Here is a 23,174-nt window from a genome sequence, read left to right as displayed (position 1 = left end):
GGTGGTGATTCTGTGAGGTAAGGCTCAGTTCCGCCCGGGGTCCCGGACACCCGCCCCTGAGCCGACCCTGACTTCACCCCTGATCCGTCCCTGAACCGCCCCTCGCCCCCTAGTCGCGATCTATCGCGTTTCGATATCCTGAATCCGTGGATCTCGAAAAGCACGTCCAGCCGCAGTCCGTGGAGCCCGCGCCGTCCGCCGTGGCGCTGCGCGCCTCCGACGCCGACCGGGACCGGGTCGCCGACATCCTGCGCGAGGCCCTGGCCGAGGGGCGGCTCGACGCGGAGGAGCACGCGGAGCGCGTCGACGGCGTGTACCGCGCGAAGACCATGAGCGAACTGGAGCCGCTGGTACGGGACCTGCCCGCGGCCGCCGACGGCGCGCCGCGCTTCGCCGCCCCGGCCCCGGCCCCCGCGTACGCGACCGCACGCGCCGAGGACGAGGCCGCGGGGCCCGTCGCCGCCGAGAACCTGGTGGCCGTCTTCTCCAGCTCGACCCGCAAGGGCCGCTGGCGCATCGGGCGCCGGACCAACGCGTTCGCGCTGTTCGGCAGCGTCGAGATCGACCTCACCGAGGCGTACTTCGAGCAGCGCCTCTCCGTCATCAACGCCACCTCGATCTTCGGCAACGTGGAGGTCCGGGTCCCGGAGAACCTGACGCTGCGCGGCAGCGGCACCAACGTCTTCGGGAATTTCGAAGTGGACACGCTGGAGGCCGAGCACCCCGAGGCGCCGGTCGTGGTCGTGAACGGGTACTCGGTATTCGGCAACATCGAGGCCAAGCCCAAGCGCGGCAAGCGGATCGCCGACCTCCACGACCGCCTGCGCAAACGCCTCGACTCCTGACGCATCGCAACCGCACACTTTTGGACACCGGCGCACGATCGGAGTTCCGCCAAGGGAACTCAGTGCATAGGCACGCGCACAGCGGGTAGGGACCTTCGCATCGTCGCTCGCTCGCGAAGCCGTCGTCAGCCGTCGTCAGGAGTTGGCCGTGCTGCATCCGCCGCATCAGTCCCTGCAGGTCGCCGCCGCCGTACCGCCGCAGCGCGGCCCAGTACGGGAGGACGGCGCGGGCCCGTGGCACACGGAGGCGGTCTGTCGCCGGGACGAGGCGGGACTTTTCTTCGCCCCTTCGAAGGAGCCGACGGCCGCCCGGCTGTCGCGCGAGGAGGCGGCCAAGCGCGTCTGCGCCCGCTGCCCCGTGATGGTCGAGTGCCGCGAGCACGCCCTGCTCATGCCCGAGCCGTACGGGGTGTGGGGCGGTCTGACGGCGGCGGAGCGGCGTGTGGTGCTGGCCCGGCGGCGCCGGCGCGAGGTCGAGCTCAAGAAGGCCGCGTCGGCCGCCTGACGTACGCGAAGGGGCGCCCCCGTCCGCACAACGGGGGCGCCCCTTCACGTACGTAGTACGTACGTCTCTTACTTCGCGCGGTCGAAGTCGATCTGACTGTAGGCGCGCAGCTTCGAGAGGCGGTGCGTGGAGTCGATCTGGCGGATCGTGCCGGACTTGGAGCGCATGACCAGCGACTGGGTGGTCGCGGTCTCGCCGCGGTAGCGCACACCGCGCAGCAGCTCGCCGTCGGTGATGCCGGTGGCGACGAAGAAGACGTTGTCGCCGGAGACCAGGTCGTTGGTGCTCAGCACGCGGTCCAGGTCGTGGCCCGCGTCGAGCGCGCGCTGCTTCTCGGCCTCGTCCTTGGGCCACAGCTTGCCCTGGATGGTGCCGCCGAGGCACTTGATCGCGCAGGCGGAGATGATGCCCTCGGGGGTGCCGCCGATGCCCATGAGCAGGTCGACGCCGGTGCCCTCGCGCACGGCCATGATCGAACCGGCGACGTCGCCGTCGGTGATGAACTTGATGCGCGCGCCGGTCTCGCGGATCTCCTTGACGATGCCCTCGTGGCGGGGGCGGTCGAGGATGACGACCGTGACGTCCTCGGGCGAGGAGTTCTTGGCCTTGGCGACGCGGCGGATGTTCACCGACACGGGGGCGTTGATGTCGACGAAGTCGGCGGCCTCGGGCCCGGTGACCAGCTTGTCCATGTAGAAGACGGCCGACGGGTCGAACATGGTGCCCCGGTCGGCGGCGGCCAGCACGGCGATCGCGTTGGGCATGCCCTTGGCGTTGAGTGTGGTGCCGTCGATCGGGTCGACCGCGATGTCGACCTCGGGACCGGTGCCGTCACCGATGCGCTCCCCGTTGTAGAGCATGGGAGCTTCGTCCTTCTCGCCCTCTCCGATGACGACGACGCCGTTCATGGAGACGGTGGAGACGAGGGTGCGCATGGCGTTGACCGCGGCGCCGTCCGCGCCGAGCTTGTCGCCACGGCCCACCCACCGGCCCGCGGCCATGGCGGCGGCCTCGGTGACCCGGACCAGCTCCAGGGCGAGGTTGCGGTCGGGGGCCTCGGGCGAGACCTCAAGCTGGGGCGGCAAGTTGTGCTCGGTCATCGGAGCGCACCTTTCTGTACGGCGACGGCCGGGGAAAAGAGGGTGCCTTGACTCTATCGGTACGTCGACAAAATGAGCAGAGGGGGCCACGTATGAGCAGCGACATGACCTGAGACCATGGGTGCGTGGCAGGAACGCGTGGCAAGCAGAGTGTGCGGAACATGCTGCAGTCGTTGGCGGTGATCGGTATCGCCGTGGCTGTGATCTACATGTTCGTCCCGCACGACGAGAACAAGGACCCGAACGTCAAGGCGATCGACTACCGCGTCGAGCTCCTGACGGCCCGGCGCGCCGCGCCGTACCCGGTGGCGGCGCCGGTGGGGCTCCCCGACCAGGACAAGTGGAAGGCGACCTCGGTCACCTTCGACGGCAAGGACAACAACGCCTGGCACCTGGGCTTCCTCGACCCCGACACGCAGTACGTGGGGATCGAGCAGTCCTCGGCGCCGGACCGCGACAAGTTCGTGGCGTCGGTCGCCAAGCAGGCGAAGAAGACCGACCACACCCAGCAGATCGCGGGCGCCACCTGGCGCCGCTGGGACGGCCCGAAGTACAACGCGCTCGTACGCGAGGACAAGGGCTCCACGACGGTGGTGACCGGAACGGCGCCGTTCGCGCAGCTGGAGAAGGTTGCGGCGGCGCTGGAACTGAAGAAGTCGTAAGGGTTTTACGACGGCGAAAGGCCGCCGCACCGGGGGGATCGGTGCGACGGCCTTTCGGCGTTGCTGCGGGGGCTCGGCCTCAGACGGTGGTGACGACCTCGTCGAAGCCGAGGCGGGGGCTGCGGGGGAACGAGGCGCCCTCGCCCGGCTTGCCGATGTTGACGACCATCAGCGGGGTGTGGTCGCCGTCCAGGAACTCCTTCTGGACACCGGCGGCGTCGAACCCGGTCATCGGACCGGCGGCGAGCCCGGCGGCGCGGACGCCGACGATGAAGTAGGCGGCCTGCATGGCGGCGTTCAGACCGGCGGCGTTCTCACGGACCGGGCGCTCGCTGAAGAACACGTCCTTGGCCTGCGGGAAGTGCGGGAACAGCTTCGGCAGCTCCTCGTGGAACTCGTTGTCCGCGGCGAGGATGGCGACCAGCGGGGCGGCGGCGGTCTTGGCCTGATTGCCCTCGGCCATCTGCGCCACGAGCCGCTCCCGGGCCTCGGCCGACCGCACCAGGACGATCCGCAGCGGCGTCTGGTTGAAGGCGGTCGGCCCGTACTTGACCAGGTCGTAGATCGCCTGAACCTGCTCCTCGGTCACCGGCTCGTCGGTGAACGTGTTGGCGGTACGGGCCTCACGGAAGAGGAGGTCCTGGGCGGTGGGGTCAAGGGCGAGAGACATTGCGTACGTACCTTCCGGACTTACGGGGTCCGCTTGCGGGGGATCAAGCGGTGCCGCCACGGTACGACGGAGTTAGGTTAACTTTCAACTAAATGGGGGGTGGGGTGATGGGGTTCACAGCGGTAGTCGATTTCCAGCCAGGATTACCCCCACCCCGTCCGTTCCCTTAAGTCCTGGGCGGGCGGGTTCTTTGGCTGACCGCCGGTGGGGGCTGATCGCGCAGTTCCCCGCGCCCCTTAAGGGGCCCTTCGGGCCCTCCTGGGGGGTGCGGGCTGATGGGCCCGGAGGGCCCTCTTGGGGGCGCGGGGAGCTGCGCGAGCAACCCGGCACGGTCCGCAGACAAAGCGGGGTGCAGGGGCGAAGCCCCGCTTACCCACCCACCCCAGCCGGGGTCCGGGGCGGAGCGCCGAAGCGGGGTGCAGGGGTCGCAGGCCGCAAAGGGGGGTCCGGGGGCGTAGCCCCCGGGGGGGCCGTCCTCACCCCCACCCACCCCCGGAGGGTTTAGGGAAGGGGTGGGGTGGGGTGGGGGGCGTCACCGTTCGGCCTCCAGCGCCGCGTCCAGCCGGGCCCGCGCCCCCTCCAACCACCGCCCGCACACCTTCGCCAGCGCCTCCCCCCGCTCCCACAGCGCCAACGACTCCTCCAGCGTCGTACCCCCCGCCTCCAACTGCCGTACCACGTCGATCAGTTCGTCCCGAGCCTGCTCGTACCCGAGCGACTCGGACGACGCCGACGCCCCCGAGGCGCCGCCCGCAGGCCCGGCCACATCCTTCGCACCCATACCCGTCACCCTACGCATCCGTCCCGACGACAACCGTGAACTCACCCTCGGCCACCCTGGCCCGCAACTCCTCGCCCCCGGCGACCTCCGACGGCGACCGCACCACCGCCCCGCCCGAACGCTGGAGCACCGCGTACCCCCGCTCCAGCGTCGCCGCCGGCGACAGCGCGACCACGCGCGCGCGGGTGTGGGACAGCTCCGAGTCGGCCCGGTCCAGCAGATGGCCGAGGACCCGGCGCGACCGGTGGACCAGCGCGTCCACCTCGTCGGCCCGGTCGTCCACCATCCGGTGCGGCCGCTCCATCCAGGGCCGCGCGAGCATCCCGGCGAGCCCCCGCTCCTCCCGGTCGACCAGCCCGACGACGTGCCGCCGTGCCCGGTCCCGCAGCATCCGGACCCGGTCCAGCTCCTCCCCGACGTCGGGGACGACCTTCTTCGCCGCGTCGGTCGGCGTGGACGCCCGCAGGTCCGCGACCAGGTCGAGCAGCGGCGAATCCGGCTCGTGCCCGATCGCCGACACCACCGGCGTACGGCACTCGGACACCGTCCGCACCACCCGTTCGTCCGAGAACGGCAGCAGATCCTCCACGCTGCCGCCGCCCCGCGCCACGATGATCACGTCGACGTCCGCCAGCGCGTCCAGCTCCTTCACCGCCGCCACGACCTGCGGCACCGCGTGCACCCCCTGCACCGCCACGTTCCGCACCTCGAACCGCACCGCGGGCCAGCGCCGCCGCGCGTTCTCCAGTACGTCCCGCTCCGCCGCCGAGGCACGGCCCACCACGAGCCCCACGAGCTGCGGCAGAAATGGCAGCGGCCGCTTGCGGTCCAGCGCGAACAGCCCCTCCGCCGCGAGCGACTTCTTCAACTGCTCCAGGCGCGCGAGCAGTTCGCCGATCCCCACGGGCCGTATCTCCGTGGCCCGCAGCGACAGCTGCCCACGCGGCGCGTACCACTCCGGCTTCGCGAGGACCACCACGCGCGCGCCCTCCGCGACGACGTCGGCCACCGCGTCGAACACCTGCCGGTAGCAGGTGACCGACACCGAGATGTCGTGCGCCGGGTCACGCAGCGTCAGGAACACCACGCCCGCGCCGGGCCGCCGCGAGAGCTGGGTGATCTGCCCCTCGACCCACACCGCCCCCAGCCGGTCGATCCACCCGCCGATGAGGCGCGACACCTCACCGACCGGCAGCGGCGCCTCGGCACTCGTATTCAGACCCATGTACGCAGGCTAACGGCCCCCACTGACACCGGCCCTGACACCGACACGGACGTGGCCCCGAAGCGGACCTGACGCGGTCCCGGCGCGGCCCGCCCGCGACGCGGCCCGCCCGTCACCCCGCTCGCGACATGGCGCACCCCGCCCGCCACAGCACCCGCACCCCCGCCCCCTACCCCGCCCGCCCGAACCGTTCCGCCCCCTGCACCATCAGCACTCCCACCCCCAGCACCAGCCACACGAACCCCACCACCTGCGCCGTGCGCGTCGCCTCCCACATCACCGCCACGATCACCGTCCCGCCGAGCAGCGGAAGCACCAGATGCCTCAGCCAGTCGGGCGCGCCCTCGCGTTGCCGTACGACGTACCAGCCGATCACCGACGCGTGCAGCAGCAGGAACGCGGTGAGGGCGCCCATGTCGACCACCGAGACCAGCTTGTCCATGCCGTCGTCGCGCCGGGCCGCCCAGACCGCCGCCACCAGCGTCACCAGGGCGGCGCCGAGCAGCGCCGCGCGCGGTACGCCCGACTGGGTCCGCGACAGGAGCTTCGGCAGCCGCCGCTCGCGCGCCATGGCGAAGACCAGCCGCCCGGCCGCCGCCTGCCCGGCCAGCGCCGCGAACGCCGCCCCGATCGCCTTGCTCGCCGCCACCAGATCGTGCAGCCAGGTGCCCACGGAGGCCTCGACCGTGTCGTAGAAGGCCGAGCCCTGCTTGGCCGGCTCGGCGGCCAGCCGCGCCGACGGCACCGGCTCCAGGAGCGCCGCCGAATACGTCTGCGCCACGAACAGCACCCCCGCGAGCGCCAGACAGAACAGCACCGCGCGCGCGACCTTCTCGGAACCCCCGGTGACCTCCTCCGCGAAGGCGGCGATCGCGTCGAAACCGAGATACGAGAGCACCGCCACCGAGACCGCGCTGAGCACCGCCGACAGCGAGAACCCGGCGTCCCCGGTCAGCGGCGAGAGCCAGTCGCGTTGCGTCCCGTCCCGTACGAGCACGACCACCGCCGAGACGAGGAAGACGAGCAGCACACCGATCTCCATCGCGAGCACCGCGAACCCGACGCGCGCCGCCGCCCGTACGCCCCAGAGGTTGAGCGCCGTGGTGATCACCACGGCAAGGGCGGTCCACACCCACCGGGAGACCGACGGGACCAGGGAGTTCATGGCGATGCCCGAGAAGAGGTACGCGACCGCCGGGATCAGCAGATAGTCGAGCATCGCCATCCAGCCGGCGATGAACCCGGCGCCTTCGCCGAGACCCGCGCGCGCGTAGGCGAAGACAGAACCCGCCTGCGGGGCGACCCGCACCATCTGCGCGTAACTCAGAGCGGTGAACGCCATCGCGGCGGTCGCGACGAGGTAGACCAGCGCCACGGCGCCGTGCGACTTCGCGTCCAGCGTGCCGAAGATGCCGACGGGCGCCATGGGGGCGATGAACAGCAGCCCGTACACGACCAGGTCACGAAAGCCCAGGCTCCGCCGCAGCTCACCCGCCTCCGCGGGCCGCTCGCCCTCCTCGGTGCTGTGCACACTCATGCGGCCAGTCTCACGGCCCGGACGATCTTTGGCCCGCCGGGCGGGGCACGGGTGTCGCCCTCCACGCGCGCGGGGGACGCGGCGGGACGGGCGTACCCGGGGCTGTCGTGGCCCGGCCGTACCATGGACCGCATGACTGCTACGCCTGCCCGCCGTGTCCTGCTCGCCGCGCCCCGTGGCTACTGCGCGGGTGTCGACCGCGCCGTGATCGCCGTCGAGAAGGCCCTGGAGCAGTACGGGTCGCCGATCTATGTCCGGCACGAGATCGTCCACAACAAGTACGTCGTGCAGACCCTGGAGCGGAAGGGCGCGATCTTCGTCGACGCGACGGCGGAGGTCCCCGAGGGCTCCATCGTCATGTTCTCGGCCCATGGCGTGGCGCCGACCGTGCACGCGGAGGCGGCCGAGCGGAAGCTGGCCACCATCGACGCGACCTGCCCCCTGGTGACCAAGGTCCACAAGGAGGCCGTGCGGTTCGCAGGCGAGGACTACGACATCCTCCTGATCGGCCACGAGGGCCACGAGGAGGTCATCGGCACCTCCGGCGAGGCCCCCGACCACATCACGCTGGTCGACGGCCCCGAGGACGTCGCCAACGTCGAGGTCCGCGACGAGTCGAAGGTCGTCTGGCTCTCCCAGACGACGCTCTCGGTCGACGAGACCATGGAGACGGTCGACGCGCTGAAGCAGAAGTTCCCGCTGCTGATCTCGCCGCCCAGCGACGACATCTGCTACGCCACGCAGAACCGCCAGACGGCGGTCAAGCAGATGGGCGCCGACGCGGACCTGGTCATCGTCGTCGGCTCCAAGAACTCCTCGAACTCGGTACGCCTGGTCGAGGTCGCCCTCGGCGCGGGCGCGCGCGACGCCCACCTGGTGGACTTCGCCGAGGAGATCGACGAGGCGTGGCTGGAGGGCGTGAGCACGGTCGGTCTGACGTCCGGCGCCTCCGTCCCCGAGGTGCTTGTCGAGGGCGTACTGGAATGGCTCGCCCAGCGCGGCTTCGAGGACGTCGAGATCGTCAAGGCGGCGGAGGAGTCGATCACGTTCTCGCTGCCGAAGGAGCTGCGCCGGGACCTGCGTGCGGAGGCGGCGGAGCTGTCGGGGAAGCCGTCGGCCGAGTAGCCCGTCACCTGGGGCACGAGCCGTTCTCCAGGTGACTGTCAGTGCCCACCCGTAACGTGGTGTCCATGAACGTGTTCGGAGTGGACATCGGCGGGTCCGGGATCAAGGGCGCTCCCGTGGACCTGGAGCGCGGAGACCTGGCCCAGGAGCGGTACAAGGTCCTGACCCCGCAGCCCGCGACGCCCGAGGGCGTGGCGGGCAAGGTCGCGGAGGTCGTCAGCCATTTCGGCTGGTCGGGCCCGATCGGCATCACGTTCCCGGGTGTCGTCACGGGCAACACGATCCGGACGGCGGCCAACGTGGACGCCGCGTGGATAGGCGTGGACGGGGCGAGGCTGCTCGGCGCCCGCCTGGGCGGCCTGCCGGTGACCGTCATGAACGACGCGGACGCGGCGGGCGTGGCCGAGATGAACTTCGGCGCGGGCCGGGGCCGCAAGGGCACGGTGATCCTGCTGACGTTCGGCACGGGCATCGGCAGCGCGCTCTTCGTCGACGGCCGCCTCGTCCCCAACACCGAGCTCGGCCATCTCGAACTGCACGGCCACGACGCGGAGAAGCGCGCGTCGACCAAGGCCAAGGAGGACGAGGACCTGACCTGGACCCACTGGGCCCACCGCGTCCAGAAGTACCTGGCCCACGTCGAGATGCTCTTCTCCCCGGAGCTCTTCATCATCGGCGGCGGCGTGAGCCGCAAGGCCGACAAGTTCCTGCCCCTGATCGAGGGCATCCGCGCGGAGATGGTCCCGGCGGAACTGCAGAACAACGCGGGGATCGTGGGGGCGGCGATGACGGCGGGTCGGCGGTAGGGGGGGCGCGGCCGGGCATCGCGTGATGCCTGGCCACCGCCGGGGGGGGGGCTGTTGCCTGGCCCCAGCGGCGGGTCCCGAGGGGGCCGGGCCTCACGTGGTGCCCGGCGCTCACCGGTGCCTGCCGGGCCGCCCGGGCGTCAGATGATGTCCGGGTACCGCCGGGGACCCGCCGGCCGAGGTTGCTCCGGGCCTACCGTCGGGGCGCGGCGGACCGCGCCCGGCGCCGCCCCATCAGCCGTAGCTTCCGTACGCTCGCGATCACGCCCGCCACCAGCGTTCCGCCGTAAAGCCAGCCGGCGTGGAGGGCCAGGGCCGTGACGACGGCCATGGCCTGGCCACCAAGCCCCCCGCTGCCGTCCGCGATGGGGACGATGCCGAAGGCGAAGGCGATCGGGACGCTGATGGGCGCGCTGACCAGGTCGGCGGGGCGTACCCAGAGCGCGGTGACGGCGCTGACCGGCAGGAACAGTACGCCGTACACGGCGGCCGAGCCGTCGAAGATCAGCCAGTCCAGACAGCCGACCAGGAACATCACAGCGGCGGCGAAGAGCCCACCGCCGAGGCTGGTGAGCCGGGGCTGGGGGAGCCGGCGCAGGGCGAGCACGAACGGCGGGGCGGGCCGGGCCGCCACCCGGTACACAGCGGCCGCCTCCCCGGCGGCCTGCGGCCGCAGCGGCGCGCGCCGGGGCGTACGTCCGGGCGTACGCCCCGACGGCCCGCCGGCCGTCCGGGCTCGTTGTCCGGGCTGCGGGGTCTGCGTCCTGTAGTGCTCCACCGGACCAACGTAGGTCGACACAGGGGAGGAACCACCCATGGGACACGCCCTTTGGGTGAGGTTGGCGTTGCGTTCGACGCGAAACCGCCCCTGGAGACGGTATGGGACCCCTTGGTGTGCGCCCTGGTGCCGCCCCGGCACACACGCCGGTGCCACCCCGGCCCATACGCTGGTGTCGCCTAGGCACACGCCCCGGCCCCACCGCGGTGAGGGCCGTCGCTGACGGCACGGCGCGCCCGTAAACTGGTGAGTCGGCCCCCATCCGCGGGGGCGTCGGCCCCCGGCCCGGGGGCGGACGGACCATCACCCTCGTACCGGGAAGTCGCCAACGTGTCGCTCACGATCGGAATCGTCGGTCTGCCGAATGTCGGCAAGTCGACCCTGTTCAACGCCCTGACCAAGAACGACGTGCTGGCGGCCAACTACCCGTTCGCCACCATCGAGCCGAACGTCGGCGTCGTCGGCGTCCCGGACGCGCGCCTGGGCAAGCTGGCCGAGGTCTTCGGCTCGCAGCGCCAGCTGCCCGCCACAGTCGACTTCGTCGACATCGCCGGCATCGTGCGCGGCGCCAGCGAGGGCGAGGGCCTGGGTAACAAGTTCCTCGCGAACATCCGCGAGTCGGACGCGATCTGCCAGGTCATCCGCGCCTTCAAGGACGAGAACGTCGTCCACGTCGACGGCAAGGTGTCCCCGAAGGACGACATCGAGACGATCAACACCGAGCTGATCCTCGCCGACCTCCAGACCATCGAGAAGGTCCTGCCGCGCCTCCAGAAGGAGTCCCGGATCAAGAAGGACGTCGCCCCCAAGGTGGCGGCGGTCGAGGCGGCCAAGGAGATCCTGGAGAAGGGCGACACCCTGTTCTCGCAGGGCATCGTCCAGGGCACGGAGAAGTCGGAGCTCCTGCACGACCTCCACCTGCTCACCACGAAGCCGTTCCTGTACGTCTTCAACGTCGACGAGGACGAGCTGACCGACGACGCCTTCAAGGCCGAGCAGCGCGCGCTGGTCGCCCCGGCCGAGGCGATCTTCCTCAACGCCAAGCTGGAGCAGGACCTCGCCGAGCTCGACGAGGAGGACGCCTTGGAGCTCCTCCAGTCCGTCGGCGCCGAGGAGCCGGGCCTGGCCACCCTCGCCCGCGTCGGCTTCGACACCCTGGGCCTGCAGACCTACCTGACGGCCGGCCCCAAGGAAGCCCGCGCCTGGACCATCAAGAAGGGCGCCACGGCCCCGGAGGCGGCCGGTGTCATCCACACCGATTTCCAGAAGGGCTTCATCAAGGCGGAGGTCATCTCCTTCCACGACCTGATCGAAACGGGTTCGGTCGCCGAGGCCCGCGCGAAGGGCAAGGCGCGGATGGAAGGCAAGGAGTATGTGATGCAGGACGGGGACGTGGTGGAGTTCCGGTTCAACGTCTAGTCACGCACGTCAAACGGGGTTGGTCCTGATGGATTCAGGACCGACCCCGTCGTCGTAACAGGAATCAGCGGCCGGCCGCAGCCGAGACCGGCTCGCCGAGGATTCGGCTTGCCAGCTCCGTCGCCATGACGTCGACGTACGGGCGCAGTTCGGATTCGGCCGATGTGCGGGCCGTGGCGATGGCCGCGGTGCCTGCTGCCACGATTTCGTCGCGTTCGCGGAGGCCCTCGGCGCGGGCGGACACTATCGCCGCCGTGCCTTCCTCGTGGGCCTGCTGGCGGATGCGGGCCGCGTCGTGGCGGGCGGCGGCGAGCTCGGACTCGTACTGCGCGCGCACCGCCGCGGCCTCCGCGAGGATGCCCTCGGCCTCCTCGGAGCGGCCCGCCGTCAGGGCCTCGCGCTCCTCCTGCACCCGCTTGACGCGCGGCAGCAGCACCCCCGCCATGATCCAGAAGCAGAACGCGAACAGCACCAGGCCGATGAGGAGGTCGGGCACGGTGGGATTGAGGGGGCCCACATTGATGGGAAGCAGTTTCACGCCTGGCACCTTCTCTCTCGCACGCGCCGACGCTCATGCGCCTCGGCATTCGTACTCCTGATCGTATTGCAGGGGGCAGAAGGCCTAACCGGGCGGGTGCGTGGCCGAGTTGGGGGACGGACCCGCCCGGGTCCGGCCCCCGCCGCGTTGCGGTACGGCCTGTCAGGTGCGCCGGGGCGGAGTCAGCTTCTCCAGGTCGAGGCTGATCTCGAAAGGCACCGGGCGCTGGAGCGAGCCTCGGCAGATGCCGACGGGGACGTAGGTGCGGGTCGGTTCGTCGAGCTCGTAGACGTGGACGACGGGCGCTCCGTCCTCGTCCTCGATGCACCAGTAGTGCGGGACGCCGGCTTCCGCGTACTTGCGGAGCTTGACCGTACGGTCCCGGTGGGCGGACTCCGGGGAGACGACCTCGACGACGAGTCGAACGTCTTGCGGCGCGTACCAGGTGCGGTCCGGGTCGTAGGGCGCGGTCGTCACCAGGAGATCCGGTTCCGGGCGGTTGCGGGAGTCGAGGCGGATCGTCATCTCCCGCTCGACCTCGAAGCCGGTTGGCGCGTGCGCCGTGAGCGCGTTGGTCAGGCCGGTGACTAGGCGGCCGTGCCAGGACCGCTGGGGCGACATCATGAAGACGAGTGCTCCATCGATCAGCTCGGTGTGGCGTGGTGCCTCGGGGAGGCGGTCCAGGTCCTCCGCGAACCAGCCTTCCGCGCGCGGTGGGCGCATCCAGTCGGGCAGTGCGGTCATCATGCTTTCACCGTAGCGACTGACCCCGGCCGGCGCGGGTCAGATGCCCTTCACGTACGCCACCGTGAACGGCGTCTGCGGGGTCCCCGGGCCCATCGGGCCGCCCTTGTCGAACTGGGAGCGGACCACCAGGGTGCGGCCGTGGGTGCGGACCAGGGTGGTGGGGATCTGGAGGGACGGGTCGGTTACGTGGCGTTCCAGGCGGGCCGATGTGCCGTCGGGGGAGACGTGCCAGCGGGTGAGGGTGTTCGACTTGTTCTGGGCGGCGCGCAGGGTGTGGCCGGTCAGGTCGAGGCCGTCGCCGTTCGTCAGGTCTCCGCCGGTCATGGCCACCTTGCTCGTCGCGCCCGAGGCGATGTCCACGCGGTAGAGGCCGCCGCCGGTCATGTCGACGGCGAGGAGGTAGCGGCCGGCCGGGTCTGCAGCGATGCCGTTGAGGGTGAACGAGCCGGCGGGGTGTTGCGGGACCGCGGCGCTCAGGTCGTAGTGGTCGGTCAGTGCGGCGCGGCCGCCGTGTGCCGTCGCGTCGGTCAGCTGCGCGGGGGTGATCCGGTAGATCACCGGGCGCACGCTGTCCGTCACGTACGCCGTGCCGTCCGGCCCGATCACCAGGTCGTTGAGGAAGCGCGTCGTGCCGGTGGGCACGTCGAAGCGGGCCAGCAGCGTCCGGTTGTGGACGTCGTAGACCGTGACTCCGGTCGTCGAGTCGATGACCCACAGCCGTCCGGCCCAGTCGACCTTCAGACCGTTGGCGGTCTTGCGGCCGTCCGTGCCCGAGGGCAGGAAGACCTGGGCGGCGCGGTGTCCGGGGGTCGCCTTGTAGACGGCGCCTGTCGTGTACGAGCCGACGTAGATGTCCCCGGTGCGGGGGTCGGCCGCGATGCCCTCCGGGTACGCGCGGTCGCCCGGGAGTTCGTACGCCGTGGAGATGCCGGTAGTGGGGTGGGCGTGGGCTGATGCCTGCGACGGGATCGCTACGAGGGCTGCCGCGGCGGCGGCGATCAGGGAGCGGCGCAGGAGCGTACGGGACACGGCGATGCCTTTCGGGCGTGGCGGAGGTGTTGCGGGTGGGCGGGCTGCCCCGCTTGAGAGCGATGTGGGCTGCCTCGCTTGAGAGCGAATCTAGGTTAGAGCTCTAATGCTCGTCAACATCGTTATTATCGAATGAGTGCTTCGCTTCCGTTCGGTCGATATCATCTGGAGATGACGTCCCTGCCCGCCTCCGAGCGCCTCGGCTCCCACCTCAAGCGGGCCGAACAGGCCCTCATCGCGACGAAGGCCGCCGTGCTCAAGCCGACGGGCCTGACCGTGCCGCAGTACGCGGCGCTGCTCCACCTCGCGGAGAGCCCGGGCATCTCGGCCGCGGCCCTCGCGCGCCTGTGCGGGGTCACGCCGCCCACGATGAACACGGTCCTGAAGAACCTCCAGGAGCATGGGCTGATCGTGCGCACCCCGCACGAGTGGCACCGCAACGTCCTGGAGACCCGCCTCACCGACGAGGGCCGGACGGTCATGGCGGACGCCGACGGGCGGGCCGTGCGGGTCGAACGGGCGCTGGCCGCCGAGTTCACGGACGAGGAGCGGGAGATGCTGGTCGGGTTGCTCGGGCGGTGCGTCTCCCTGCTTGAGGAGCAGCGCCCTGGAGCTTGATGGGCACCCCCGGGTAGGGTCGAGATCCGTGATCGACTTCCCGATTCCCTCCCGTTCCCTCCGTATCGCCGTAGCTCAGGCGCACGTCGTCGCCGGTGACGTCGGCGCCAACGCCGCCACCGCCGCCCGGCTCGTACGGGCCGCCGGGGCCGGTGGGGCACAAGTCGTCGTGCTCGCCGAGAAGTTCCTGAGCGGGTACGAGCCCGAGCTCATCCGGGCCGAGCCCGAGCGGTGCGCCGTGAACGGGGCCGGGGACCCCCGGCTCGGGGTGATCGTGGACGCCTGCCGGGACAGCGGCGTGGTCGAGGTCGTCGGCGCGGCGGTGTACGACGGCGGGGAGTTGTACGTATCGGCGCTGGTCGTCGACGGGAGCGGGGTCCGCGCCCGCTACGACAAGCAGACGCTGTTCAAGGCCGAGCAGGCCGTCTACCGGCACGGCCGGGCCGGGTGCACCCTCGAAGTGGGCGAGTGGCGGCTCGGGTTGGGGATCTGTTACGACTCCGGCTTCCCCGAGCACGCGCGGGCGGCGGCCCTGGACGGCTGCCACGCGTACGTGGTGGGCGCGCTGTTCAGCGTCGGCAACGGGTACCACGAGTCGCGGATCTGGTTCCCCGCGCGGGCCTTCGACAACACGGTGTACGCGGTCCTCGCCAACCACATCGGCCGCACCGGAGACTGGACGACCTGCGGCAGCAGTGCGGTGTGGGGCCCGGACGGTCGCGTGGTGGCCGAGGCGGGCCCCACGGGCGAGGAAATCGTGTACGCCGACCTCGACCCGGCTGCTTTGTGCGCGGCGCGGGAGGCCGAGCCGATGCTGCGGGACTTGCGGGACTTGCGGGAGGCCGGGGTCGAGCCGAGGGTGTCGGTGCGGGCGGCGACCCCGGCTCCGCCCGTTCCGGCGGTTGCCACGCAGCTTTAGGGCGTTCGGCACGGCAGGGCCCCCACCCCGCCCCTTCCCTAAACCCTCCGGGGGAGCTGTTCGGCTGCGGATCGTGCTGGGTTGCTCGCGCAGTTCCCCGCGCCCCTAAACAACCGCCGCTCCTACGCGAGCCCCGTCTTCAGCCCCGCCCCGCACAACGGCACCACCGCACTCCGCCCCGCGAACACCTCCGGCGCCGCGCTCACCGCCGCCCAGCAGGCGACCCCGGTCGACTCCACGAACAGACCTCGCCCCGCCAAGTCCCGCTGAGCGGCGCGGAGTTGGTCCTCCGTGGCCGTCAGGAACGTACCGCCCGACGAGCGCACCGCCCGCAGGATCTGCCGTGCCCGGGGCGGGCGGGGGATGGCGATCCCCTCGGCCAGCGTGTCGGCGGCGGCCACGACCCCCGCGTCCGCCAGCCCCTCCGCCCCCGCCCGGAACGCCGACGCCAGCGGCGACACCGCCTCCGCCTGCACCGCGATCAGCGCGGGTCGCGACGCGATCAGCCCGTGCGCGTACAGCTCGGACGTGGCGAGCGCCGCGCCGAGCAGCAGCGTGCCGTTGCCGACGGGCACCACGATCGCGTCTGGCAGCCGTCCGCCCAGCTCCTCCCAGAGCTCGTACACGTACGTCTTCGTACCGTGCAGGAAGTACGGGTTGAAGACGTGCGAGGCGTAGAACGTGCCGGGCGCGTCGGCGGCGGAACGGGCGGCCCGGGCCGTGGCCTCGCGGTCGCCGGGGACCCGCTCGACCCGCGCCCCGTGCGCCCCGATCTGCTCGACCTTCTTCGGCGAGGTCGACTCGGGCACGTACACCGTGCAGGGCAGACCGGCCCGGGCCAGATACGCGGCGACGGACGTGCCCGCGTTGCCGCTGCTGTCCGCGACCACGCGCTCGGGCCCCAACCGCCGGGCCAGTTCGGCGAGTACGACCGCGCCCCGGTCCTTGAACGACAGCGTCGGCATCAGGAAGTCCAGCTTGGCCGAGACGGTGTCGGTGAGCGGCACCAGCGGGGTGCGGCCCTCGCCCAGGGTGACCGGCGGCGGCCCGTCGAGCGGCAGCGCCTCCGCGTACCGCCAGAGCGAATTGACGCGTCCGGCAAGCGACTTGAGGTCGACCGGCGCGGGGGAGAAGTCCAGGTCCCAGGGGCCCCGGCAGACCGGACAGCACCAAGGAGCGGCGGCCTCGACGGGCACGCGCGTCCCGTCCTCGGGGCAGCGGTAGGCCACCGCTCGCTCCTGCGTACCGGGAAGCGTCGCGTTCATAGAGGTCATACGACGACCCTAGATCGACCCCGGGAACCCACCCGGTACGAGCCCGGGCAGCACGCCCGCAGACGACCCCCGAACCCCTGCGGAACAGGGCGGTCCACAACCGCGGCCACCCCCGCCCCACCCCCGCGTACGATTCGCGCAGCAGTTCGTCTGACCCCGACGAGGAGCCCGTACCCGTGGACATACCGCCGCCGCCCGCGCCCGAGCCGCACCCGCAGCCGGGCCAGGGCCACGGCCCCGGCTGGCCGCCCCCGTATCCCGGGCCGCAGCAGCCCTGGTACCCGTATCCGCAGCCGTTCCCGGAGCCGGCCAGGACCAGCGGTCTGGCCGTCGCCTCGCTGGTCACCGGCATCGTCTGCTGTGTGCCGCCGCTCGGCGCGGTCCTCGGCGGCATCGCGCTCGGGCAGATCAGGAAGAAGGGGCTGCGCGGCAAGGGCATGGCCGTGACCGGTCTGGTGCTCTCCTCGGTCAGTACGGTCCTCGCGGTGGTCTTCGTCGTCAGCGGCGCGGCGGGCGCGTTCTGGGACGGGTTCAAGAGCGGTGTCCACGACGCCCAGCACACCCGCAGCACCATGAACCTGCGCAGGGGCGACTGCTTCAACGTCCCCGGCGGGGAGTTGGAGCGCGAGGTCGTGAACGTGACCGTCGTGCCGTGCGACAAGCCGCACGACGGCGAGGTCTCCGGCTCCTTCAAGCTGTCGGGGTCCTCCTTCCCCGGCGACAAGGCCATCACCGCGCTCGCCGACCGCCGCTGCTGGTCGGTCGAGCAGGAGTACGCGATGGACAGCTGGGCTCTGCCGGCCGAGGCCGAGTCGTACTACTACACGCCCAGCCAGCGCAGTTGGCGCCTCGGTGATCACTCCGTGACCTGCGCGTTCGCCACGTCCAGCGGCAAGCTGCACGGGTCGGTGCGCAATGACGCGCTCCGACTCGACGCAGACCAGATGACGTATCTGCGGTCCTCCAACGCGTACGACCGCGCGTTCGCGTCCGCGCCCGACAAGGACCGGGTCGAGGACGACCTCGGCGCCTTCAAGGAGTGGGCCGGGCAGCTCTCGGACGTACTGACGCAGGAGAGCGCGCGGCTGCGCGGGCGCACCTGGCCCACGAGCGCCGACGCGCAGGTCCAGGCCCGGATCAAGGAGTCCGAAGTCGCGCAGAAGGAATGGGCGAAGGCGGCGACGGCCACTGACGCGGACGCGTTCTATCTGCACTCGGGCGCGGCGGACCGCGCGCTGCGCCAGGCCACGGAGATCGAGGCCCGGCGCGCGCTGCACCTGGCCACGACCCCGCCCGCCACCGACTCCGGCGGCAGTACGGGCGGTACCGGCGGCGCCGACGGCGGTTCCACCGGCGAGTCGGACAACGGCGGCACGGACGCCGGGTCGGGCAGCGGAAACGGAAGCGGCGGTTCCAAATCGGTCTGAGGTGAGGGCCGGACGGGTAGCCCACTGGGGTCGGACAGCCGGCTGATCGGATGGATACCCGCGGTACGCCCTGCGTAAAAGCCAAGTCATCACATCGGGTGAAACTCTGGCCTTGGCTTGCGGCGCACAACCGACGGTTGCCACGCTGTTGCTGTCTGTCAACCTGATGGGAGTGGCCAGTGACTTTCGGTGAGCAGCCGGCCTATCTGCGCGTCGCCAGCGATCTCCGGCAGAAGATCGTCAGTGGTTCGCTGCCGCCGCACACCCGACTCCCCTCGCAGGCGCGCATCCGCGAGCAGTACGGGGTGTCCGACACCGTCGCCCTGGAGGCCCGCAAGGTCCTCATGGCGGAGGGCCTGGTCGAGGGCCGCTCCGGGTCCGGTACGTACGTGCGCGAGCGCCCGGTCCCGCGCCGGATCGCCCGCTCCGGGTACCGCCCGGCCAAGGGCGCCAGCCCCTTTCGCCAGGAGCAGGCCGAGGACGGCACCCGGGGCACCTGGGAGTCGGGCAGCGAGCAGGAGGAGGCGTCCCCCGAGATCGCCAAACGGCTCGGCATCCAGGTGGGTGACCGTGTCATGTGCACGCGGTACGTGTACCGGGACGCGGGCGAGCAGATGATGCTCTCCACCTCCTGGGAGCCGCTCGCGGTCACCGGGCGCACCCCGGTGATGCTGCCCGAGGAGGGCCCGCTCGGGGGGTGCGGCGTGGTGGAGCGGATGGCCGCGATCGACGTGGTGGTGGACAACGTGGTGGAGGAGGTCGGCGCGCGCCCGGGGCTGGCGGAGGAGCTCCTGGCGCTCGGCGGGGTCCCGGGCCATGTGGTGCTGGTCATCGAGCGGACGTACTACGCGTCGGGGCTCGCCGTGGAGACGGCCGACGTCGTGGTTCCGGCGGACCGCTACCGCATCGCGTACCACCTGCCGGTGAAGTGACCGCCTACCGCTCATCGGTTACGTGGGGGTGACCGCGCAGGGCTGACACAGTGTCAACTCCCGTAACGGGGGCGCACTCGAATGAGTGCGCCCCCGTCGGCATGCCCTCTGTGGCCGGATCCGTATCTCTTTGTGAGAACACGTATCCGCTGTGTGAAGGTCAGGCGTAGGCTCGGGCATATGCGGAATGCGGTTTCCTGGGGATCTCGGCCGACCTGCATGCCGACGGCGGGAGGGGCGCGATGAACGAGAGCGGAACGGTGCTTTCCTGGCAGGTGATACGCCAGGACGACAACGGCAACCGCTACCGCGTCGGCAGGTACGCCACCCGCGCCGAGGCGCAGAAGATCGTCGACAGCCTCGACGACCGCGGCCACCGGCAGCTCTACTGGGTCGAGCGCATCGGTCAGCCGGCGCAGTAGCCCGCCGGAGGGTCAGGAGGCCGCGCCCCCGCGGCCTGCCGCCGGGTGCGGTGCCCGCCCGGTGGCCAGGGCCGCGCCGGGTGCGAGTTACGCTCCGGCGCATGGACGATCGTGTGGTGGTGGCCGGGGCCGTGTTCGACGGGGGCAGGCTGCTGGCCGCGCGCCGCAGTGCCCCGCCGGAGCTCGCCGGACGCTGGGAGCTGCCCGGCGGCAAGGTGGAGCCGGGCGAGAGCCCCGAGCAGGCCCTGGTGCGCGAGCTGCGCGAGGAGCTGGGCGTGGAGGTCGAGCCGCTGGAGCGGATCCCGGGTCAGTGGCCGCTCAAGCCCGGTTATGTGCTGTGGGTGTGGACCGCCCGGCTGCTCACCGGCGACCCGCAGCCCCTGGAGGACCACGACGCCCTGCGCTGGCTCGACCCGGACGCGACGGGCGAGGTCGACTGGCTGCCCCAGGACCGCCCGGCGGTGGCACGGGCGGCCCGCATCCTGGCCGAGCGCACCCTGGCGGCGGGGGAGCGCCGGGCGGGGGGCTGACCGGGGTTCCGGCGCGGCAGGACAGCACCCCGTGCTCCACGTCGTACGCCGTTCGTGCCACCGTGCGCCCCGCGTGGGGATAGTTGGCGCCATATATCGGGTATGTGGCTATTAGTCCTTCTAAACCCCCCGAAGAGTCGGATGCGGGTGAGCGGTGTGATCGACACCTCCGGCGGCTGCGCCGAGTGGACCTTCCCGGCGGAGGCGGGTGCCGTGCGCACCGCTCGGCACGCCGTCAGGGACACCCTGCGCGGCTGGTCGTTCGACCCGGCCGTGAGCGATGTGGCGGTCCTGCTGGTCAGCGAACTCGTGACCAATTCCCTGCGGTACGCGTCGGGGCCCATCGGGGTCCGAATGGCCTGCCTGGAGCCCGGCGCCCTGCTGGTGGAGGTCTCCGACCCGCTGCCCGAGGAGCCCGTCGAGCGGGACGCCGGGCCGGACGACGAGGGCGGCCGGGGACTTCAGTTGGTGGCTTGTTCTGCTCGGCGGTGGGGGACCAGACGTGGCAGGACGGGCAAGACCGTGTGGTTCGAGCTGGCCCTGCCTGGTTAGAAGGAGGGAGGGACGAACGATCACCACCGCCTCGGACGACGAGGTCGCGCGGCGGCCGGAAAAGAACGAGACCGGGATGTGATCGTGAACGCCGTGTCGGTGGGGGCCGTAGTACTGAATACTGCGGTCAAGGCCGGTCCGGTGCGGTGAGCTGGAGGGGACGGTCGCGTGAGCGAGATACCTGAGACGGCTGGCGGCGTCGTGTGGCAGAGCAGCCCGCCTGGCTCGATCTATGACTACATCAGGGTCGCCTCGTTCTCGATCGGGCCCGACGGGCTGATCGAGCAGTGGAGCCTGCGGGCCGAGGAGCAGTTCGGCCTGGCCGCCCGCGAGGTCGTGGGGCTCGACCCGGTGGACGCTTTCATGCCTCCTGAGCTGCGCTCGCAGGGCCATCGACGGGTCACCGAGATCCTGGACGGCCGGGAGTGGACGGGTATCGTCCCGTTCCGGCTGCCGGAGAACGAGGGGCGGCACGGGTTCGCCGAGCTCTATGTGATGCCGAGTGAGACGGCGGCCGGGGAGCGCGGCGCGCTCTGTATCGTCGTCGACGTCCGGGCGCTGCGCGGCATCGAGACGGACCTCGCCGCGTCGCAGGCCATTTTCGGCCAATCTCCCTTCGGCTTCCTGCTGTTCGGTACGGACCTCACCGTGCTGAGGGCCAACAAGCGCTTCGCCACCGTCTTCGGCGGCGACCCCGCCGACCACCGCGGCCACACCGTCCACGACTACCTGAACCGCGCCGAGGCCGACCGGATGGCCGCCGCCCTCCAGCGGGTCCTGGAGACCGGCGAGTCCGTCACCGACCTCCAGCTGGTCGGCACCGCACCCGGCGACCCGGCCCGCCGGCACTGGTCGATCAACCTCTACCGGGTGCACAGCGGCACCGGCCGGCCCATCGGCGTCGCCAGCCTCGGCATCGATGTGACCCGCCGTCACAACGCGGCCCGCGAAGCCGCCGACGCCCGCCGCAACCTCGCCCTGCTCAACGAGGCGGGCAACCGGATCGGCAACTCCCTCGACCTGGAGACCACCGCCCGCGAACTCCTCGACGTCGCCGTCCCCGGCTTCTGCGACCTCGCCTCCGTCGACCTCTACACGGCCCTGCTCGCCGGGGACGACGCCATCCAGAACCGGGCCGACGGCAGCGCCGAACTGCGCCGCGTCGCCTTCGCCAGCGCCGTCTCGGACGGGCCCCTCACCGGGTCCGGCCCGGGTCCCGTGGTCACCGTCGGCGATGTCCATCGCTACCCCTTCCACTCGCCCTGCGCCGGCGCCCTGCGCACCGGCCGCTTGCATGCCGTACCGGGCGACGAGGGCAGCCTGGTGCACACCACGCTCGCCGTCCCGATGGTCGCCCACGACACCGTGGTCGGCCTCGTCCAGTTCTCCCGCGCCAAGGGCAGCGAGCCCTTCGGCGACCGCGACCGCGCGCTCGCCACCGAACTCGCCTCCCGCGCCGCCGTCTGCATCGACAACGCCCGCCTCTACCGCAGGGAGCACGAACGCGCGCTGATCCTCCAGCGCTCCCTGCTCCCGCCCGGCGACCCCGAGGCCGCCGGGCTCGACATCGCCTGCCGCTATCTGCCCGGCAACGCGGCCACCGAGGTCGGCGGCGACTGGTTCGACGTGATCGAACTCCCCGGCCACCGCACCGCCCTGGTCGTCGGCGACGTGATGGGCCGCGGCCTGCGGGCCGCCGTCGCCATGGGCGAACTGCGCACCGCCGTACGGACCCTGGCCATGCTCGACCTGGAACCGGCCGAAGTGCTCTCGCACCTCGACGAGATCGCCCGCGGCCTGGGCGACCCCGGCGGCCCCGACCGCGACTCCGGCGGCGCCCGACGCGGCCGCCCCGGCTCGCGCGGCGCCTCCAAGTCCCGCGAGGCCGACCTCTCCGAGGTCTACCTGGCGACCTGTGTGTACGCGGTGTACGACCCGGTGACGCGGCGCTGCGCCATCGCCAACGCCGGCCATCTGCCGCCCGTCCTGGTCGAGCCCGGTGAGCCCGCGCTCTTCCTCGACATGCCGCCCGGCCTGCCGCTCGGCGTCGGCGGCGAGCCGTTCGAGGAGATCGAGGTGGAACTCCCCGAGGGCGCCCTGCTGGCCCTCTACACCGACGGCCTCGTCGAGTCCCGCGACCACCCCCTGGAGGAGGGGCTGCGGGCCTTCCGCAAGGCCATCAGCGACCCGGTCGCCGAACTGGAGGACGTCTGCGACCAGGTCCTCAACACCCTCGACACCCGCCATGGCGAGGACGACATCGCCCTGCTCATGGCCCGTATCCAGGGCCTGGAGTCGGACGCGGTCGGCGACTGGCGGCTGCCGCGCGAACCCCGCTCGGTCGGCCGCGCCCGCGAGCTCGCCCGTGCCCAGCTGCTCGCCTGGGACCTGGGCGACCTCGTCGACACCACGGAGCTCCTGGTGAGCGAGCTCGTCACCAACGCCCTGCGGTACGGCGAGGGCGAGGTCAGGCTCCGGCTGCTGCGGGACCGCGCCCTCGTCTGTGAGGTGTGGGACGCGGGCCTGGTCCAGCCCAGACGGCGGCGCGCCCGCGACACCGACGAGGGCGGTCGGGGGCTCCAGCTCGTCGGCCTGCTGAGCGTGTCGTGGGGCTCGCGCCGTACCCCGCGCGGCAAGACGGTCTGGTTCGAACTCTCCCTGCCCGACGGCGAGTCCGGCCCCACCGAGCTCACGGAGGAGCAACTGCTGAGCATGTTCTGAGCCCCGCGGACC

24 protein-coding genes are annotated in these 23,174 nt (G+C 71.6%); 14 read left to right on the top strand and 10 right to left on the bottom strand.

Annotated features, from left to right (window positions below):
• The first annotated feature begins 146 nt into the window (after positions 1-146).
• Together ACT1U9_RS10545 and ACT1U9_RS10540 are read left to right on the top strand one after the other, a co-directional pair.
• Positions 147-845, top strand: coding sequence for a DUF1707 SHOCT-like domain-containing protein (locus ACT1U9_RS10545; protein ID WP_444538085.1), 699 nt, complete (start codon positions 147-149; stop codon positions 843-845).
• Between the two features lie 148 nt (positions 846-993).
• Entirely contained in the window at positions 994-1,350 is a 357-nt protein-coding gene (locus ACT1U9_RS10540; protein ID WP_188276116.1) for a WhiB family transcriptional regulator, read from the top strand.
• Positions 1,351-1,418: 68 nt separating this feature from the next.
• Here ACT1U9_RS10540 and glpX read toward each other — a convergent pair whose 3' ends face one another.
• Complete coding sequence (glpX, locus tag ACT1U9_RS10535) at positions 1,419-2,450, bottom strand: class II fructose-bisphosphatase (protein ID WP_444538084.1); 1,032 nt, start codon at positions 2,448-2,450, stop codon at positions 1,419-1,421.
• A 125-nt stretch (positions 2,451-2,575) separates the two neighbouring features.
• On the opposite strand from glpX, the gene ACT1U9_RS10530 reads away from it, so the two are divergent.
• Positions 2,576-3,112, top strand: coding sequence for a DUF4245 domain-containing protein (locus ACT1U9_RS10530; RefSeq protein WP_444538083.1), 537 nt, complete (start codon positions 2,576-2,578; stop codon positions 3,110-3,112).
• 79 nt (positions 3,113-3,191) lie between these two features.
• On the opposite strand, the gene ACT1U9_RS10525 is transcribed toward ACT1U9_RS10530, so the two are convergent.
• The 4 genes from ACT1U9_RS10525 to ACT1U9_RS10510 all read right to left on the bottom strand — a co-directional run bounded on the left by ACT1U9_RS10525 (position 3,192) and on the right by ACT1U9_RS10510 (position 7,325).
• Positions 3,192-3,782, bottom strand: coding sequence for a malonic semialdehyde reductase (locus ACT1U9_RS10525; protein WP_444538082.1), 591 nt, complete (start codon positions 3,780-3,782; stop codon positions 3,192-3,194).
• A gap of 532 nt (positions 3,783-4,314) precedes the next feature.
• Entirely contained in the window at positions 4,315-4,563 is a 249-nt protein-coding gene (locus ACT1U9_RS10520) for an exodeoxyribonuclease VII small subunit (RefSeq protein ID WP_444538081.1), read from the bottom strand.
• A 10-nt stretch (positions 4,564-4,573) separates the two neighbouring features.
• Positions 4,574-5,788, bottom strand: coding sequence for an exodeoxyribonuclease VII large subunit (xseA, locus tag ACT1U9_RS10515; RefSeq protein ID WP_444538080.1), 1,215 nt, complete (start codon positions 5,786-5,788; stop codon positions 4,574-4,576).
• A 169-nt stretch (positions 5,789-5,957) separates the two neighbouring features.
• Positions 5,958-7,325: an APC family permease gene (locus ACT1U9_RS10510; RefSeq protein WP_444538079.1), complete on the bottom strand. Its 1,368-nt coding sequence runs from the start codon at positions 7,323-7,325 to the stop codon at positions 5,958-5,960.
• Between the two features lie 123 nt (positions 7,326-7,448).
• Here ACT1U9_RS10510 and ACT1U9_RS10505 point away from each other — a divergent pair, with 123 nt between their 5' ends.
• Together ACT1U9_RS10505 and ppgK are read left to right on the top strand one after the other, a co-directional pair.
• Positions 7,449-8,450, top strand: a complete 1,002-nt coding sequence (locus tag ACT1U9_RS10505) for a 4-hydroxy-3-methylbut-2-enyl diphosphate reductase (RefSeq protein ID WP_444538078.1) — start codon at positions 7,449-7,451, stop codon at positions 8,448-8,450.
• Between the two features lie 65 nt (positions 8,451-8,515).
• The gene (gene ppgK / locus ACT1U9_RS10500; RefSeq protein WP_444538077.1) at positions 8,516-9,256 is read left to right on the top strand and encodes a polyphosphate--glucose phosphotransferase; all 741 of its coding nucleotides are present in this window, start codon (positions 8,516-8,518) and stop codon (positions 9,254-9,256) included.
• A 193-nt stretch (positions 9,257-9,449) separates the two neighbouring features.
• On the opposite strand, the gene ACT1U9_RS10495 is transcribed toward ppgK, so the two are convergent.
• Positions 9,450-10,034, bottom strand: a complete 585-nt coding sequence (locus ACT1U9_RS10495) for a DUF6542 domain-containing protein (protein WP_444538076.1) — start codon at positions 10,032-10,034, stop codon at positions 9,450-9,452.
• A gap of 330 nt (positions 10,035-10,364) precedes the next feature.
• On the opposite strand from ACT1U9_RS10495, the gene ychF reads away from it, so the two are divergent.
• Positions 10,365-11,453, top strand: a complete 1,089-nt coding sequence (gene ychF, locus ACT1U9_RS10490) for a redox-regulated ATPase YchF (RefSeq protein ID WP_444538075.1) — start codon at positions 10,365-10,367, stop codon at positions 11,451-11,453.
• Positions 11,454-11,517: 64 nt separating this feature from the next.
• Here the strand turns inward: ychF and ACT1U9_RS10485 are convergent, their stop codons facing one another.
• The 3 genes from ACT1U9_RS10485 to ACT1U9_RS10475 form a co-directional block, all read right to left on the bottom strand.
• Positions 11,518-11,991, bottom strand: a complete 474-nt coding sequence (locus tag ACT1U9_RS10485) for a F0F1 ATP synthase subunit B family protein (RefSeq protein ID WP_444538074.1) — start codon at positions 11,989-11,991, stop codon at positions 11,518-11,520.
• 162 nt (positions 11,992-12,153) lie between these two features.
• Positions 12,154-12,735, bottom strand: a complete 582-nt coding sequence (locus ACT1U9_RS10480; protein WP_444539059.1) for a Uma2 family endonuclease — start codon at positions 12,733-12,735, stop codon at positions 12,154-12,156.
• Between the two features lie 39 nt (positions 12,736-12,774).
• Positions 12,775-13,767 carry an SMP-30/gluconolactonase/LRE family protein gene (locus ACT1U9_RS10475; RefSeq protein WP_444538073.1) on the bottom strand — a complete coding sequence of 331 codons (993 nt, stop codon included), beginning with the start codon at positions 13,765-13,767 and terminating at the stop codon, positions 12,775-12,777.
• 171 nt (positions 13,768-13,938) lie between these two features.
• Between ACT1U9_RS10475 and ACT1U9_RS10470 the strand changes: the two genes are divergently transcribed.
• On the top strand, positions 13,939-14,385 hold the full coding sequence (locus ACT1U9_RS10470; protein ID WP_444538072.1) for a MarR family winged helix-turn-helix transcriptional regulator: 447 nt from the start codon (positions 13,939-13,941) through the stop codon (positions 14,383-14,385).
• A gap of 28 nt (positions 14,386-14,413) precedes the next feature.
• Positions 14,414-15,304, top strand: a complete 891-nt coding sequence (locus tag ACT1U9_RS10465; RefSeq protein WP_444538071.1) for a carbon-nitrogen hydrolase family protein — start codon at positions 14,414-14,416, stop codon at positions 15,302-15,304.
• Positions 15,305-15,426: 122 nt separating this feature from the next.
• Here ACT1U9_RS10465 and ACT1U9_RS10460 read toward each other — a convergent pair whose 3' ends face one another.
• Positions 15,427-16,578, bottom strand: a complete 1,152-nt coding sequence (locus tag ACT1U9_RS10460) for a threonine synthase (protein WP_444538070.1) — start codon at positions 16,576-16,578, stop codon at positions 15,427-15,429.
• A 176-nt stretch (positions 16,579-16,754) separates the two neighbouring features.
• On the opposite strand from ACT1U9_RS10460, the gene ACT1U9_RS10455 reads away from it, so the two are divergent.
• From ACT1U9_RS10455 to ACT1U9_RS10430, 6 genes are all read left to right on the top strand, one after another.
• Positions 16,755-18,005, top strand: coding sequence for a DUF4190 domain-containing protein (locus ACT1U9_RS10455; protein WP_444538069.1), 1,251 nt, complete (start codon positions 16,755-16,757; stop codon positions 18,003-18,005).
• Positions 18,006-18,184: 179 nt separating this feature from the next.
• Entirely contained in the window at positions 18,185-18,937 is a 753-nt protein-coding gene (locus ACT1U9_RS10450; protein WP_444538068.1) for a GntR family transcriptional regulator, read from the top strand.
• 242 nt (positions 18,938-19,179) lie between these two features.
• Positions 19,180-19,359, top strand: coding sequence for an SPOR domain-containing protein (locus ACT1U9_RS10445; RefSeq protein ID WP_188276100.1), 180 nt, complete (start codon positions 19,180-19,182; stop codon positions 19,357-19,359).
• 101 nt (positions 19,360-19,460) lie between these two features.
• Positions 19,461-19,889, top strand: coding sequence for a (deoxy)nucleoside triphosphate pyrophosphohydrolase (locus tag ACT1U9_RS10440; RefSeq protein WP_444538067.1), 429 nt, complete (start codon positions 19,461-19,463; stop codon positions 19,887-19,889).
• Positions 19,890-20,036: 147 nt separating this feature from the next.
• Positions 20,037-20,441, top strand: coding sequence for an ATP-binding protein (locus tag ACT1U9_RS10435; RefSeq protein WP_188276098.1), 405 nt, complete (start codon positions 20,037-20,039; stop codon positions 20,439-20,441).
• Positions 20,442-20,609: 168 nt separating this feature from the next.
• Complete coding sequence (locus ACT1U9_RS10430; protein ID WP_444538066.1) at positions 20,610-23,162, top strand: SpoIIE family protein phosphatase; 2,553 nt, start codon at positions 20,610-20,612, stop codon at positions 23,160-23,162.
• Positions 23,163-23,174: the final 12 nt, after the last annotated feature.

The sequence above is a fragment of the Streptomyces sp. BR1 genome (assembly GCF_052373795.1).
GTDB lineage: Bacteria > Actinomycetota > Actinomycetes > Streptomycetales > Streptomycetaceae > Streptomyces.
This window is presented reverse-complemented; position numbering and strand designations above follow the sequence as displayed.